Source organism: Acidovorax sp. Root217, assembly GCF_001428645.1.
In the GTDB taxonomy this organism is placed as follows: Bacteria; Pseudomonadota; Gammaproteobacteria; order Burkholderiales; family Burkholderiaceae_C; genus Acidovorax.
In genome coordinates, this window is record NZ_LMIH01000041.1 from 104,040 (window position 1) to 117,291 (window position 13,252).

Consider the following 13,252-nt stretch of genomic DNA (forward strand, 5'->3'; position numbering starts at 1 on the left):
GTCACGGCAGCTCTGCCACCAGCTCCCATGGGGTCTTCTGCCAGGCCAGCATTTCCTCGCGCAGCAGGTGGGCCGATTGCGGGTAGCCGGCTGCCCAGCCGCGGCGCGCCGCCAGCGCAAAGCGGTTGCCCTTGACCTGCAGCTGCAGGCCTTCGGTGTCCGGGTCGCGGCGCGCATGGCACAGGGCCACGGCCAGCCGCAGGCACAGCAGCTGCAGTGCAAAGCCTGCATCGGTGAGGTCCACCTCCACCAGCTTGCGCACCTTGCCGCGCTGGCCGAGCACCAGGATGCCCAGGCGGTGCAGCTCGGGCATGGCAAAGCCGGCGGCGTCGGTGTTGTCCAGGATGTAGGCGCCGTGGCGGTGGTAGTCGCTGTGCGAGATGCGGCAGCCGATCTCGTGCAGGCGCGCCGCCCAGTCGAGCTTGCGCGAGGCTCGCTCGCTGCCGGCCGGGGCCGCCTGGTCGAACAGCTGGCAGGCGATGCGGGCCACGCGCTCGGCATGCTCCATGTCCACGCCAAAGCGCTGCATGAGGCCGTTGACCGTGGTGCTGCGCAGGTCGGTGCCGGGCTGCTCGCGGTCCAGCAGGTCGTACAGCGCGCCCTGGCGCAGTGCGCCCTGGGCCACCTGCATCTGCTCGATGTGCAGCAGATCGAACACGGCGCGCAGCACGCTGATGCCGCCACCGATCACGGCGCGGCGCTCGTCCTTCAAACCATCGAGCCGCACACGGTCGGCGCTCTGCGCGCGCAGCAGGCGTTCATGAAGCCAGTCGAGGCCTTCCCGCGTAATCAGGCCTTCGGGCCCACCTGCGGCGGTGAGGATGTCGCCGACCGCGCCGGCCGTACCCGAGGACCCGTAGGCCACGTCCCAGCCATCGGGGCGGAAGGTGGCCAGGGCTTCGTCGAGCACGGCCTTGGCGGCGATCTCGGCGGCCATGAAAGCCTGGGGCGTGAACAGGCCGCCGGCAAAGTAGCGCGAGGACCAGGCCACGCTGCCCACGCGAAAGGAGGCGACAGCATGCGGTGTGAACTGCTGGCCCAGGATGAGTTCGGTGGAGCGCCCGCCGATGTCCACCACCAGGCGGCGCTCGTCGGATTGCGGCAGCAGGCGTGCCACGCCCTGGTAGATCAGGCGGGCCTCTTCGGGGCCCGAGACCACGTCGATGGGGTAGCCCAGCACCTGGCTGCCACGGGTGATGAATTCTTCGCGGTTGCGCGCTTCGCGCAAGGTCTGGGTGGCCACAGCGCGCACCTGCGTGCGCGAAAAGCCCGCCAGGCGCTCGCCGAAGCGGGCCAGGCAATCCCAGCCGCGCTGCATGGCCTCGGGGGTGAGGTTGCGGTTCTCGTCCAGGCCGTTGCCCTGGCGCACGGTTTCCTTGAGGTATTCGACGCGCTGGACATGGCCGTGCTCGTAGCGGCCGATTTCAAGGCGAAAGCTGTTGGATCCCAGATCCACAGCTGCGAGCAGTGTTCCGTTGTGCATGGTGGTGCGCGGAGTGCGCGTTTTTCCTTTCGGCCCAGCATAGCACCCGGGCCGGCGCGCAAGAGTGAGTTCAGCCAATGATGCGCCCGTTCGTGGTGAGCATGCTCTGCGTCACATAGGCATTGGTGCGCTGGCGCCCCTGGTAGCCGATGGCATAGCCGCCGATGTTCACGGCGGCGCGCTTTTGCAGGGCGGCCAGCATGCTGGCGCGGGTGACCGGGCCGGTGATGCCGCCCATCACCTCGGCGGTGTAGCGCGCCGCGATGTAGCCGGCCAGGCCCAGGGGGGAGGGGGGTTCGTCGTAGAAGCGCGCCAGGGCGTCGCGGTAGCTGCGCACCACGGGCAGGCTGGCGTTCACCATGGGCACGGCCTGGGTGACGATGACCGAGGCCTTGGCGGCCGTGGGGCCCATCTGGGCCAGCACCTGCAGGTTCACGTCGGCCAGGGCCACCACATAGCACTGGCGGCCCTGGGGCAGCGCGAGCTGGTCCAGGAACGAAAAAAGCTCGGGTGTGCCGCCGATGAACAGGATGATGGTCTGGTCCACGCGCGCTCCGGTGCCGGCCTTTGCGGCGCCGCCTGGTGGCGAAATGGTCTGCCCCTTAAGCGACATCGATTGGGCCGCATGTGCCACCATGGCCTCGGATTGGCGCCGCACGACCGCATTGGCATAGGCCACGCCCACCGTCTGTACGCCCATGCTGGCCAGGTTCTTGATGGCGTGGGTGATCTGGGCTTCGTGCCCCGCGAACACGTCGAACACGGTGTCGCTGGCTCCGCTGGCCGTGGAGATGCCTGCCGTGTCATGCAGCCAGGGCGCCACGAAGGGCAGTGCGGCATCGCCGGGCGACTTGGCCTGCAAGGCGATGAGCCCGCTGGCCGCTGTGTTGCCCACGCAGCCCGACAGGGCGATGCAACTGGCCTGGCGCTGCGCGCTCTGCCAAGCGGACTGCAGGCTCGCGGGGGTGCCGTCGGTCTCCAGCGTCTGGTGCTGCACGGGGCGGCCATGCACGCCGCCCTTGGCATTGATCTCCTGCCAGGCGGTGCGCGAGCCAACGAGGAAGTCGCGGCTCACATCCTGCTGGTCCGCAGACAGGTCCGCCACCTGCGCCACCACATGGGGGCGGTCGGCATCCGCTTTTTTGGCGGATGGTTCCGTCCCCTGGGCCCAGACATTGCCTGTCAGGCCCATGGCCGCCACCCCTTGCAGCCAGTGGCGGCGCAGGACGCCGGTCTGGCCAGGGCGGGGTGTGCGGGTCATGTCGTGCGGCTGGCCGGTTACTTCTTGGGGGGCATCAGCACGGTGTCGACCACGTGTACGACACCGTTGGTGGCGATCACGTCGGCCTGCGTCACCATGGCTTCGTCCACCGTGACGAAAGCGCCAGCACGGGCCAGTGCCACGTTCGATCCATTCAGGGTCTTGGCATTGCCGGCCTTGGCCTCGGCGGCGGTCACGCGGCCTGCCACGATGTGGTGGCTGAGCACGGCCTTGAGCTGGGCGGGATTGGCCTGCAGTTCTGCCAGGGTCTTGGCGGGCACGGCCTTGAAGGCGTCGTCCGAGGGAGCGAACACGGTGTAGGGGCCGGCGGCCTTGAGCGTGTCGGTCAGGCCGGCCTGCACGGCCAGCTTGCTGAAGGTGCTCAGCGAAGGCGTCTTTGCAATCGTGCCGTCGAGGGTTGCGGGGGCAGAGCCCATGCTGGAGCAGCCGGCCAGGGTGGCGGCGGCAGCTAGGGCGAGAGCGGATTGCAGTGCGTAACGGCGGAACATGTGATTCTCCAGGTAGATAGCCGATTCATCTCGGTGGCGGGAGACTAAGCAGCTCCCGTGACAACTGGATGACACAAGAGGGCGGTCCTCCATGGAGAAGAGATGTGTGACAACCGGCCTGTGTGTCACGACAATGTCATATACGGACCCTAGAGTCGCCTCATCCCTACTCACTCATCCAAGAGGTGTCTTCATGAAAATGTCCGCGATTCGGGTCCTTGTTGCTGGTGTCGTCGCTGCTGGTGCGTTCTCTCAAGCCATGGCGCAGCAGGAAGCCACCGGTGCAGGTGCCAGCTTTCCGGCGCCTCTGTATTCCAAGTGGGCGGCTGACTACAACAAGGCCACCAACATCAAGATCAACTACCAGTCGGTGGGTTCAGGTGCCGGTCTGCGCCAGATCGAAGCCAAGACGGTCGACTTCGGTGCCTCGGATGCGCCCCTGAAGGACGAAGACCTGGCCAAAAAGGGCCTGGTGCAGTTCCCCACCGTGATCGGTGGTGTGGTGCCGGTGGTCAACATCAAGGGTATCGCTCCCGGCCAGATCCGCCTGAGTGGCCAAGTGCTGGGTGACATCTACCTGGGCAAGATCACCAAGTGGAACGACGCCGCCATCAAGGCGCTGAACCCCAGCCTGGCCCTGCCAGACGCTGCCATTGCCCCCGTGCGCCGCGCCGATGGCTCGGGCACCAGCTTCATCTTCACGAACTACCTGAGCAAGGTCAACGCCGAGTGGAAGTCCAAGGTCGGTGAAGGCACGGCCGTGAACTGGCCCACGGGTGCCGGCGGCAAGGGCAACGAAGGCGTGGCCGCTTTTGTGGGCCGCCTGCCCAACTCCATCGGTTATGTGGAGTACGCCTACGTCAAGCAGAACAAGATGACCTATGTGCAGATGCAGAACGCCGATGGCGCCTACGTCTCTCCTGACGACACGGCCTTCAAGGCCGCTGCTGCTGGCGCTGAATGGGCCAAGAGCTTCTACCAGATCCTGACCAACCAGCCTGGCAAGGATTCGTGGCCCATCACCGGCGCGACCTTCGTGCTGATGCAGAAATCGCAGGACAAGCCTGCCCAGGCCACCACCGCACTCAAGTTCTTCGACTGGGCCTATGCCCAGGGCGACAAGACCGCGATGGACCTGGACTACGTGCCCATGCCCGACAGCGTGAAGGCCATCATCCTCAAGTCGTGGGGTGACATCAAGGACACCTCTGGCAAAGCGGTAGCTTTCAAGTAATCTCACAGGGCCGGCGACACGCCGGCCTTTCGATTTCACTTCACTGAATCCAAGGCTACCAACGTGTCCACTACGATGCCGGTCCGCGACAATCCGTCCCTCGAGACGGCCCCTCTGCGCACCAAAAACATGCCTCCACCTCCCTCCCGCCCCCTGATCTCCGGCATGCTGGCCGACCGGCTGTTCGGCTGGCTGGCGCGCGGCGCCGCCATTCTGACCTTGCTGCTGCTGGTCGGTATCCTGGGCTCCCTGGTCGTGGGCGCCTGGCCCTCCATTGCCAAGTACGGCCTCGGTTTCCTCACCAGCAGCGTGTGGGATCCGGTTCAGGACGAGTACGGCGGCCTGGTCATGATCTATGGCACGGTGACCACGTCCATCATCGCCCTCGTCATTGCGGTGCCCGTCAGCTTCGGCATCGCACTGTTCCTGACCGAGCTGTCGCCTGCATGGCTCAAGCGCCCCCTGGGCACCGCCATCGAGCTGCTGGCGGCAGTGCCCTCCATTGTCTACGGCATGTGGGGACTGATGGTGTTCGGCCCCATCCTCTCGACCTATGTGCAGCAGCCGCTTCAGGCGCTGTTCGCGGGCGTGCCCTACCTGGGTGCCTTCGTGTCGGGCCCCCCGGTGGGCATCGGCATCCTGTCGGCCGGCATCATCCTGGCCATCATGATCATCCCGTTCATCGCCTCGGTGATGCGCGACGTGTTCGAAGTCACGCCCGCCCTGCTCAAGGAGTCGGCCTACGGCCTGGGCTCCACGACCTGGGAAGTGATGTGGAAGGTGGTTCTGCCCTACACCAAGACCGGCGTGCTCGGCGGCATCATGCTGGGCCTGGGCCGGGCGCTGGGTGAGACCATGGCCGTGACCTTCGTCATCGGCAACATGAACCAGCTGTCCTCGCTGTCGATGTTCGAGGCGGCCAACAGCATCACCTCGGCGCTGGCCAACGAGTTCGCCGAAGCCGGCGAGGGCCTGCACCAGGCTTCGCTGATCTACCTGGGCCTGGTCCTGTTCTTCATCACCTTCGTGGTGCTGACGCTATCCAAGATCCTGCTGTCCCGCCTGCAAAAGAACGAAGGAGCTCGCACATGAGCACCAGCACCAGCACCTCGCAGCGCCTGATCTCGGCGGCCGAGCTCGACCAGCAGCGCCAGGCGCGCTACAACAGCCGCAAGCGCGTCAACCAGATCGCGCTCGTCCTGTCGCTCGCCGCCATGGCGTTCGGCGTGTTCTGGCTGGTCTGGATTCTGTGGGAAACCGTGCGCCTGGGCGTGGGGGGCTTGAACATCGCCCTGTTCACCCAGATGACGCCACCGCCGAACGAAGCGGGCGGCATTTCCAATGCCATCTACGGCTCGTTCGTGATGGTGCTGCTGGCCACCTTCGTGGGTACGCCCATCGGCATCATGGCCGGCATCTACCTGGCCGAGTACGAGACCAAGAGCCTGCTGGCTTCGGTCACGCGCTTCGTCAACGACATCCTGCTGTCGGCGCCCAGCATCGTCATCGGCCTGTTCGTGTATGCCGTGGTGGTGGCGCGCTTCAAGAGCTTTTCGGCCTATGCCGGCATCCTGGCGCTGGCGCTGATCGTGATACCGGTGGTCATCCGCACCACCGAGAACATGCTCATCCTGGTGCCTGCCAGCCTGCGCGAGGCCGCCTACGCCCTGGGCACGCCCAAGTGGAAGGTGATCCTGATGGTGACGCTGCGCGCTGCCCGCGCCGGTGTGATCACCGGTGTGCTGCTGGCCGTGGCCCGCATCGCCGGTGAAACCGCTCCGCTGCTGTTCACTGCGCTGAACAACCAGTTCTGGAACGGCGACCTGGCCAAGCCCATGGCCAGCCTGCCGGTGACCATCTTCAAGTTCGCCATGAGCCCCTACGAGAACTGGCAGCAACTGGCCTGGGCCGGCGTCTTCCTGATCACCGTCGCAGTTCTCGGCCTGAACATCCTGGCGCGGGTCCTGACCCGCCAAAAGTAAGCCCCAGCAGCAAGAAAGACACCCTCATGTCCGCTATTCTCAAGAACGACGCGCCCAACAAGTCCAAGATCACGGTGCGCGACCTGAACTTCTACTACGGCAAGTTCCATGCCCTGAAGGCTATCAACCTCGACATCCCCGAGAACAAGGTCACGGCCTTCATCGGTCCCTCGGGCTGTGGCAAATCCACGCTGCTGCGCACCTTCAACCGCATGTTCGAGCTGTACCCCGAGCAACGCGCCGAAGGCCAGATCGTGCTGGACGGGGAGAACCTGCTCAAGAGCAAGCAGGACGTGGCCCTGGTGCGCGCCAAGGTCGGCATGGTGTTCCAGAAGCCCACGCCGTTCCCGATGTCGATCTACGACAACATCGCCTTCGGCGTGAAGCTCTTCGAGAGCCTGAACGCCACCGACATGGACGACCGTGTGGAATGGGCGCTGCGCAAGGCCGCATTGTGGAACGAGGTCAAGGACAAGCTCAACCAGAGCGGTTCCAGCCTCTCGGGCGGCCAGCAGCAGCGCCTGTGCATTGCCCGCGGCATTGCCATCAAGCCAGAAGTGCTGCTGCTTGATGAGCCCTGCTCGGCCCTGGACCCGATCTCGACCGCCAAGGTGGAAGAGCTGATCGCCGAGCTCAAGAACGACTACACAGTGGTCATCGTGACCCACAACATGCAGCAGGCCGCGCGCTGCAGCGACTACACCGCCTACATGTACCTGGGCGACCTGGTGGAGTTCGGCGAGACGGAACAGATGTTCTTCAAGCCGCAGCGCAAGGAAACCGAAGACTACATTACCGGCCGTTTCGGCTAAGGAGACAGCAATGCCCGACAAGCACCTTTCGTCGCAGTTCGACTCCGAACTCAACAGCGTCTCCGCCCGCGTCATGGAAATGGGCGGTCTCGTGGAGTCGCAGATCCGCCAGGCCGTGTACGCCCTGTCGCAGTTCAGCCTGGAGGCCGTGGAACAGGTCGCCGCCATCGAAGTGCGCGTGAACGCCATGGAAGTGGAGATCGACCACGAGCTGTCCTCCATCATCGCCCGCCGACAGCCCACCGCACGCGACCTGCGCCTGCTGATGGCCTTCTCCAAGGCCACCGCCAACCTGGAGCGCATGGGCGACGAGGCCAACAAGATGGCGCGCATGGTGCGCTCCATCATCGAGAGCGGCGCCGCGCGCTCGCTGCCGTCGAGCGACCTGCGTGTGGCCGCCGAGCTGGCCTCGGGCCTGCTGCGCAAGGCGCTCGATGCCTTCGCCCGCCTGGACACCACGATGGCCGTGTCCATCCTCAAGGAGGATGACCTGATCGACAAGGAGTTCGATGGCTTCGTGCGCAAGCTGGTCACCTACATGATGGAAGACCCCCGCACCATCTCCCCGAGCCTGGACCTTTTGTTCCTGGCCAAGGCCATCGAGCGCATCGGCGACCATTCGAAGAATGTGGCCGAACTCATCATCTACCTGGTCAAGGGCAAGGACGTGCGCCACACGGCCCTCGATGAGATCGAATCGGCCGTACTGTAGGCCCGTGAACGCTGTATGAGAAAGCTACCCCGTGTTCTGATCGTCGAAGACGAACCTGCGATCGCCGAGCTGATCGCGGTCAACCTGCGGCACAACGGATTCCAGCCCTTCTGGGCCGAAGATGGCGAGTCGGCCCAGCGCGAGCTCGATGCCGTGCTGCCCGACGTCATCCTGCTCGACTGGATGCTGCCTGGCCAGAGTGGCCTGTCGCTGGCGCGCAAGTGGCGTGCCGATGCGCGCACCAAGCCCATCCCCATCCTCATGCTCACGGCCCGCGGCGACGAGCCGGACAAGGTGGCGGGCCTGGACGCCGGTGCCGACGACTACATCACCAAGCCGTTCTCCACGCAGGAACTGCTGGCGCGCATCCGTGCCGTGCTGCGCCGCCGCGCGCCCGAGCAGGTCAGCGACAGCGTGACCATCGGCGAATTGGCGTTGGACGCGGGCACCTACCGGGTAACGTTTCAGGGTCAACAGCTCAAGGTCGGCCCCACCGAGTTCAAGCTGCTGCATTACCTCATGAAGCATGCCGAGCGCGTGCACAGCCGCTCGCAGCTCCTGGACAAGGTCTGGGGCGACCATGTCTTCATCGAAGAGCGTACAGTGGACGTGCACGTCAAGCGCCTGCGCGAAGCGCTGGGCGCCGCATCGGTGATGGTGGAAACGGTGCGCGGTGCCGGCTACCGGCTCACGGCGCAATCGCAACCCCAGGTGCAGCAGCTGCAAGCCTGACGGGTCACAGGGCGCCACGGTGGCGCCCTCGGTTTTCTGAGAAGGCTTTGCAATCCGCATGCTCTGGCGATTCACGTATTTTCTGCTCTGGCAAATCGCCGGTGGCGGACTCGGTTGGTGGCAGGGTGGGCCCTGGGGGGCGGCCCTGGGAGCGGCGATAGCGGCCTGGGCCTGGTTCGTGTGGGACCTGCTGCGCGGCGCGCGCGTGCTGCACTGGCTGCGCACGGGCGACCTGTCGAACGCGCCGGTCATGCGCGGCATGTGGGGCGAGGCGGCCGACCGCTCGCGGCGCCTGCTGCGCCTGCAGGCCCAGGAGGTGCAGAGCAGCCAGAACCGCCTGCAGGAGATCCTGGCCGCGCTGCAGGCCACGCCCAACGGCGTGGTGCTGCTGGATGCGCAGGGCCACATCGAGTGGTGCAACCAGATGGCGGCCAGCCAGTTCGGCTTCGACGCGCAGCGCGATGTCATGCAGTCGATCGGCAATCTGGTGCGCGACCCCGATTTCACCGCCTACTACACCACCCAGGATTTCACGCACGATGTGGTGCTGGAAGGGCGCTTCAGCACCTCGTCGCGCCCGGTGCGCATCTCGGTGCAGCTGCACCCCTATGGCGACGGCCGCACGCTGCTGCTGTCGCGCGATGTGACAGCGCTGGAGCAGGCCGAGGCCATGCGCCGTGACTTCGTGGCCAACGTCTCGCACGAGATCCGCACGCCGCTCACGGTGCTCATGGGCTTCGTCGAGACGCTGCAGACCCTGCCGCTGGCGCAGGACGAGCGCGCCCGTTATCTGGGCATGATGTCCCAGCAGGCTGCACGCATGCAGAGCGTGGTGCAGGACCTGCTCACGCTGTCGCGCCTGGAGGGCAGCCCGCCGCCCGGCATGGCCGAGTGGATGCCCGTGCAGGGCCTGGTGCAGCGCTGCGAGGAGGAAAGCCGTGCCCTGTCGGCCCTGCTCACGCAGACCCAGCAGCGCCACCACACGCTCATCTTTCCATCGGCGCAGGAGCTGCGGGCCCAGGGGGACATTGCCGGTGTGCCGGCGGAACTGCAGAGCGCGCTGTCCAACATCATCAACAACGCCGTGCGCTACACGCCTGCAGGCGGCACGATCACGGTGAGCTGGGTGCGCAAGGACGATGGCTCGGCCGCGTTCTCGGTCAAGGACACGGGCCCGGGCATCGCGCCCGAGCACATTCCGCGGCTGACCGAGCGCTTTTACCGGGTGGACCGCAGCCGCTCGCGCGAAACCGGTGGCACGGGCCTGGGCCTGGCCATCGTCAAGCATGTGCTGCAGCGCCATGGCGCCACGCTGAACATCCAGAGCACCCTGGGCAAGGGCTCGACCTTCTGCGTCACCTTTCCGGTCAGCCGGCTGCGCGCGCCAGTGCCGCAGGCGCTGGCAGCCTGATCGCGCGCCAGAGCATGGCCGCGAACAAGGCGGCCGTCACGACCAGGGCTGCGGCGCTGGCGGCCCAGAAGGTGGCCGGTGTGGCCACCGCGCCCCAGGGCCCCAGGCCCTGGTAGGCCAGCAGGTAGCCGCCGCCCAGGCCGGCGCCCCACAGCAGCGTGCAGTACACCACCAGCGGTGCCACCGTGATGCGGTAGCAGCGCAGCACGAACACGCACAGGGTCTGCAGCGCGTCGGCCACATGGTAGGCCGCCACCCAGGCCAGCAGCCCGCCCGTCACCGCCACCACCAGTGCGTTCGATGAGTACAGCGCACCCAGGTGGTTGCGCGCCAGGAACATCAGCGCCGCCAGGCCCAGGCCGATGGCGCAGGCCAGGCGCACGCCCAGCAGTGCCACCTGGCGCGCGCGCTGCGGCTCGCCTGCGCCCAGCCAGTAGCTCACGCGCGCACTGGTGGCAATGGACAGCGACAGCGGCACCATGTACAGCACGGCTGCGAGGTTGGACGCGATCTGGTGCGCGGCCGAGGCAATCGTGCCCTGGCGCGCTATGAACAGGGCCATCAGCGTGAACGAGGTCACCTCCACCATCACCGCCAGGCCGGCCGGCACACCCAGGCGCGCAAAGCCTGCGATGGTGGGCCAGTGCGGGCGCTCCAGCGGCTTCCAGATGGCCAGCGGCTCATACAACGACTGCGTGCGCAGCAGCCACACCGCCAGCGCGAGCATGCTGCAGTTGACCACCAGCGTGGCCCAGGCGCAGCCCACGGCGCCCTGCGCGGGCAGGCCCGCGCCGCCAAAGGTGAACCAGATGGACAGCGGCACCTTGATGAACAGCGAGCCCACCTGCAGCCAGGTGACCAGCTGCGGGCGCCCGAGGGCCTGGTTGAGCGTGCTGTAGACGCGAAACAGCAGGGCTGGCGGCAGTGCCAGCGCGAGCACGGCCAGGTAGTTTTCGACCTCGCTGCGCAGCGCATCTGGCACCTCGGTCCAGCGCAGCACGGCGCCGGGCGAGAGCAGCACCGCCATGCCCAGGGCGCTGGCCACGGCACACAGGTACAGCGACTGGCGCAGCGAGGCGCCCAGCTGCCGCTGGTGCCCTGCGCCGCGCTGCTCGGCCCATACCGGCAGCAGGGCGCTGAGCACCCCGATCAGCGCCACGTAGACACTGATGAAGATGGCCGAGCCCACCGACAGCGCGGCCAGAGATGCTTCGCTGTAGCGGCCCGCGACGATGGTGTCGGCCACGCCGAAGGCCATCACCGCCAGTTGCCCGGCCAGCACCGTCACGGCGTGGCGGGAAATGGTCGACAGCTCGCTCATCAGTTTTTGGTTTCGGTTTCGATGCGCCGGAACACGAGCAGGAAATCGGTCTTGTCGGTGGGGCGCACCACCGTGGCCACGCGTTCCCATTGCAGCCCGTCCACCGTGGATGCGGGTGCGGGCCAGGAGGCGATGTCCGAGACCAGCCACTCGCAGCCGCTCACCGACAGGCTGGCAGGGCGCAGCGTGAAGCCGGCGTGGTACTGCAGGGCGGCCACCTGGGCGCGGCTCAGGCCCACGGTCTGCACGCAGCCCGGGTTCTCGCCCACGACGGCGTTGATGGCGCGCATCTGCGGCACGTAGCTGCGCGCGAAGTCCAGGAGCGGCAGCCACAGGCTCATGAGCAGCAGCCAACTCAGCGCGGCGCCGCTGGCGGGCAGCACCAGGCTCTTCCAGATCGGGGCACGGTTGCGCGAGGCGCGCCACCACACCAGCGCGCACCAGCCCACCGAGGCCGCGAGCGCCACCACCAGGGCCAGCAGCGAAAACTCGGGCACGAAGCCGGGCGCCAGCTTGGCCACGTTGGCGGCCGGCTTGGCGGGCACGCCGGTCTGCATGGCGATCCAGATCACCCAGATGGCCAGCGCCGAGACGCTGAAGAACAGCAGCGTGAACCAGTCGATCAGCGCTCCCATGCTGCGGCTGAGCGTGGGCAGGGCGAAGGCCGCCAGTGCCGCCAGTGCGGGCAGGCCCAGCAGCAGCGCACGGTCGGCCGGCTGGGTGGTGATGGTGGCGCCGATGGAGATGGCCGTGAACCACAGCGGCAGCAGCAGGTGGCGGTGCCACTGGCGGCTGGCGATCTGCTTGCGCCAGCGCCACAGTGTCCACAGCGCCAGGGGCCAGGCGGGCCAGCCGAACCAGACCAGCAACCGGGCCAGGCTCGCCCATTCCTTGCCGCCTTCCTCGGTGCCCACGATGCGCCAGCGCCACAGGTCGAGCTGCCAGGCCAGCGCGGCGGCTGCCACGATGACCAGCGCCGTGGCCACCGCCCAGGACTTGCACTGGCGCTCGTCCTTGTCTGGCAGACGCAAGGCCAGCAGCACGCCGCTGGCACCCAACAGCACCGTGAGCGCGGGTGCCCCGGCGAGCGTGAGGCCGAAGGCGCCCACCAGCATGGCGCCCAGCGCCTTGCCGGCGTGGTAGGGCAGCGCAGCAAAGGCGAAGAACAGGAAGGAGGTGCAACTGAGCTGCACCAGGTAGCTGGTCACCTCGTGCGAGAGCTGGGCCAGGCCCAGGCAGGCGATCAGGGCGAGCAGGGCGCCATCGGCAATGGCACGCGCGTAGTCGAGCGGGGGGGCCTCGCCGCCGAAGGCAAAGGCCACGGGCTGGGCACCCGGGCTGCGCGCCAGGTAGTACACGCCATACCAGGTGGCCATGAGCGTGAGCGCCAGCAGGGCGGCAAACGGAAGGCGAACTGCCATCTCGGGCGACAGCCAGGACGGCGCCCACTGGATGGCCAGCGCCCCGATCCAGTAGGGCAGCAGGCCTTCGGTTTCGGGCGCCATGCCGCCCAGCAGCGGGTTGAGCCAGTCGGTGCGCCCTTGCGCCAGCTCCAGCATGTAGCCGTAGGCGGTAATGTCGGCGCTCTTCCAGGGCGCGCGCCCGACGAAGCCGGGGACCACGTAGGCAATGCACAGCAGCATCAGGGCCCAGCGCGGCAGTGGCCGCACGGCATTCTGGGTAACGATGGCTGGGGTCGGTGGGTTCACGCGGTGGTCAGTGGCTTTGGGGAGCCGCCAAGAATAAGGGATAAGCGCCCGGGTTCCGTCAGCAGGCTGTGGTGGTCAGGGTAAAT

At 67.1% G+C, this 13,252-nt stretch carries 12 protein-coding genes; 7 read left to right on the forward strand and 5 right to left on the reverse strand.

Annotated features, from left to right (window positions below):
* Position 1: 1 nt before the first annotated feature.
* From ASE31_RS26990 to ASE31_RS27000, 3 genes are all read right to left on the reverse strand, one after another.
* Positions 2-1,483, reverse strand: coding sequence for a Ppx/GppA phosphatase family protein (locus ASE31_RS26990; RefSeq protein ID WP_057205650.1), 1,482 nt, complete (start codon positions 1,481-1,483; stop codon positions 2-4).
* 70 nt (positions 1,484-1,553) lie between these two features.
* Positions 1,554-2,744 carry an ABC transporter substrate-binding protein gene (locus ASE31_RS26995; protein WP_057205652.1) on the reverse strand — a complete coding sequence of 397 codons (1,191 nt, stop codon included), beginning with the start codon at positions 2,742-2,744 and terminating at the stop codon, positions 1,554-1,556.
* A 17-nt stretch (positions 2,745-2,761) separates the two neighbouring features.
* Entirely contained in the window at positions 2,762-3,253 is a 492-nt protein-coding gene (locus ASE31_RS27000) for a fasciclin domain-containing protein (RefSeq protein ID WP_057205654.1), read from the reverse strand.
* Between the two features lie 193 nt (positions 3,254-3,446).
* Between ASE31_RS27000 and pstS the strand changes: the two genes are divergently transcribed.
* From pstS to phoR, 7 genes are all read left to right on the forward strand, one after another.
* Positions 3,447-4,487, forward strand: coding sequence for a phosphate ABC transporter substrate-binding protein PstS (gene pstS / locus ASE31_RS27005; RefSeq protein ID WP_057205655.1), 1,041 nt, complete (start codon positions 3,447-3,449; stop codon positions 4,485-4,487).
* A 75-nt stretch (positions 4,488-4,562) separates the two neighbouring features.
* The gene (gene pstC / locus ASE31_RS27010; RefSeq protein WP_082604392.1) at positions 4,563-5,579 is read left to right on the forward strand and encodes a phosphate ABC transporter permease subunit PstC; all 1,017 of its coding nucleotides are present in this window, start codon (positions 4,563-4,565) and stop codon (positions 5,577-5,579) included.
* Positions 5,576-6,469 carry a phosphate ABC transporter permease PstA gene (pstA, locus tag ASE31_RS27015; protein WP_057205657.1) on the forward strand — a complete coding sequence of 298 codons (894 nt, stop codon included), beginning with the start codon at positions 5,576-5,578 and terminating at the stop codon, positions 6,467-6,469. The genes pstC and pstA overlap by 4 nt, the downstream gene beginning before the upstream one ends.
* A gap of 26 nt (positions 6,470-6,495) precedes the next feature.
* A complete protein-coding gene (gene pstB, locus ASE31_RS27020) occupies positions 6,496-7,281 on the forward strand; it encodes a phosphate ABC transporter ATP-binding protein PstB (RefSeq protein ID WP_057205659.1) in 786 nt (261 codons plus the stop codon).
* Positions 7,282-7,291: 10 nt separating this feature from the next.
* Positions 7,292-7,993 (forward strand): phosphate signaling complex protein PhoU, encoded by a 702-nt coding sequence (gene phoU / locus ASE31_RS27025; RefSeq protein ID WP_057205661.1) that lies wholly within the window; start codon positions 7,292-7,294, stop codon positions 7,991-7,993.
* Between the two features lie 15 nt (positions 7,994-8,008).
* Complete coding sequence (phoB, locus tag ASE31_RS27030) at positions 8,009-8,725, forward strand: phosphate regulon transcriptional regulator PhoB (RefSeq protein ID WP_057205663.1); 717 nt, start codon at positions 8,009-8,011, stop codon at positions 8,723-8,725.
* A 58-nt stretch (positions 8,726-8,783) separates the two neighbouring features.
* Positions 8,784-10,136, forward strand: coding sequence for a phosphate regulon sensor histidine kinase PhoR (gene phoR / locus ASE31_RS27035; protein ID WP_057205665.1), 1,353 nt, complete (start codon positions 8,784-8,786; stop codon positions 10,134-10,136).
* Here the strand turns inward: phoR and ASE31_RS27040 are convergent.
* Both ASE31_RS27040 and ASE31_RS27045 read right to left on the reverse strand, forming a co-directional pair.
* Positions 10,093-11,457, reverse strand: a complete 1,365-nt coding sequence (locus ASE31_RS27040; protein WP_057205667.1) for an MATE family efflux transporter — start codon at positions 11,455-11,457, stop codon at positions 10,093-10,095. The genes phoR and ASE31_RS27040 overlap by 44 nt on opposite strands.
* Positions 11,457-13,166 carry a hypothetical protein gene (locus ASE31_RS27045; protein ID WP_057205669.1) on the reverse strand — a complete coding sequence of 570 codons (1,710 nt, stop codon included), beginning with the start codon at positions 13,164-13,166 and terminating at the stop codon, positions 11,457-11,459. The genes ASE31_RS27040 and ASE31_RS27045 overlap by 1 nt, the downstream gene beginning before the upstream one ends.
* Positions 13,167-13,252 lie beyond the last annotated feature (86 nt).

What these genes read in the sequence shown, in the direction of transcription:
- ASE31_RS26990 (WP_057205650.1), bottom strand. Translation starts at nt 1,483, where the DNA reads ATGCACAACGGAACACTGCTCGCAGCTGTGGATCTGGGATCCAACAGC.
- ASE31_RS26995 (WP_057205652.1), bottom strand. Translation starts at nt 2,744, where the DNA reads ATGACCCGCACACCCCGCCCTGGCCAGACCGGCGTCCTGCGCCGCCAC.
- ASE31_RS27000 (WP_057205654.1), bottom strand. Translation starts at nt 3,253, where the DNA reads ATGTTCCGCCGTTACGCACTGCAATCCGCTCTCGCCCTAGCTGCCGCC.
- pstS (WP_057205655.1), top strand. Translation starts at nt 3,447, where the DNA reads ATGAAAATGTCCGCGATTCGGGTCCTTGTTGCTGGTGTCGTCGCTGCT.
- pstC (WP_082604392.1), top strand. Translation starts at nt 4,563, where the DNA reads ATGCCGGTCCGCGACAATCCGTCCCTCGAGACGGCCCCTCTGCGCACC.
- pstA (WP_057205657.1), top strand. Translation starts at nt 5,576, where the DNA reads ATGAGCACCAGCACCAGCACCTCGCAGCGCCTGATCTCGGCGGCCGAG.
- pstB (WP_057205659.1), top strand. Translation starts at nt 6,496, where the DNA reads ATGTCCGCTATTCTCAAGAACGACGCGCCCAACAAGTCCAAGATCACG.
- phoU (WP_057205661.1), top strand. Translation starts at nt 7,292, where the DNA reads ATGCCCGACAAGCACCTTTCGTCGCAGTTCGACTCCGAACTCAACAGC.
- phoB (WP_057205663.1), top strand. Translation starts at nt 8,009, where the DNA reads ATGAGAAAGCTACCCCGTGTTCTGATCGTCGAAGACGAACCTGCGATC.
- phoR (WP_057205665.1), top strand. Translation starts at nt 8,784, where the DNA reads ATGCTCTGGCGATTCACGTATTTTCTGCTCTGGCAAATCGCCGGTGGC.
- ASE31_RS27040 (WP_057205667.1), bottom strand. Translation starts at nt 11,457, where the DNA reads ATGAGCGAGCTGTCGACCATTTCCCGCCACGCCGTGACGGTGCTGGCC.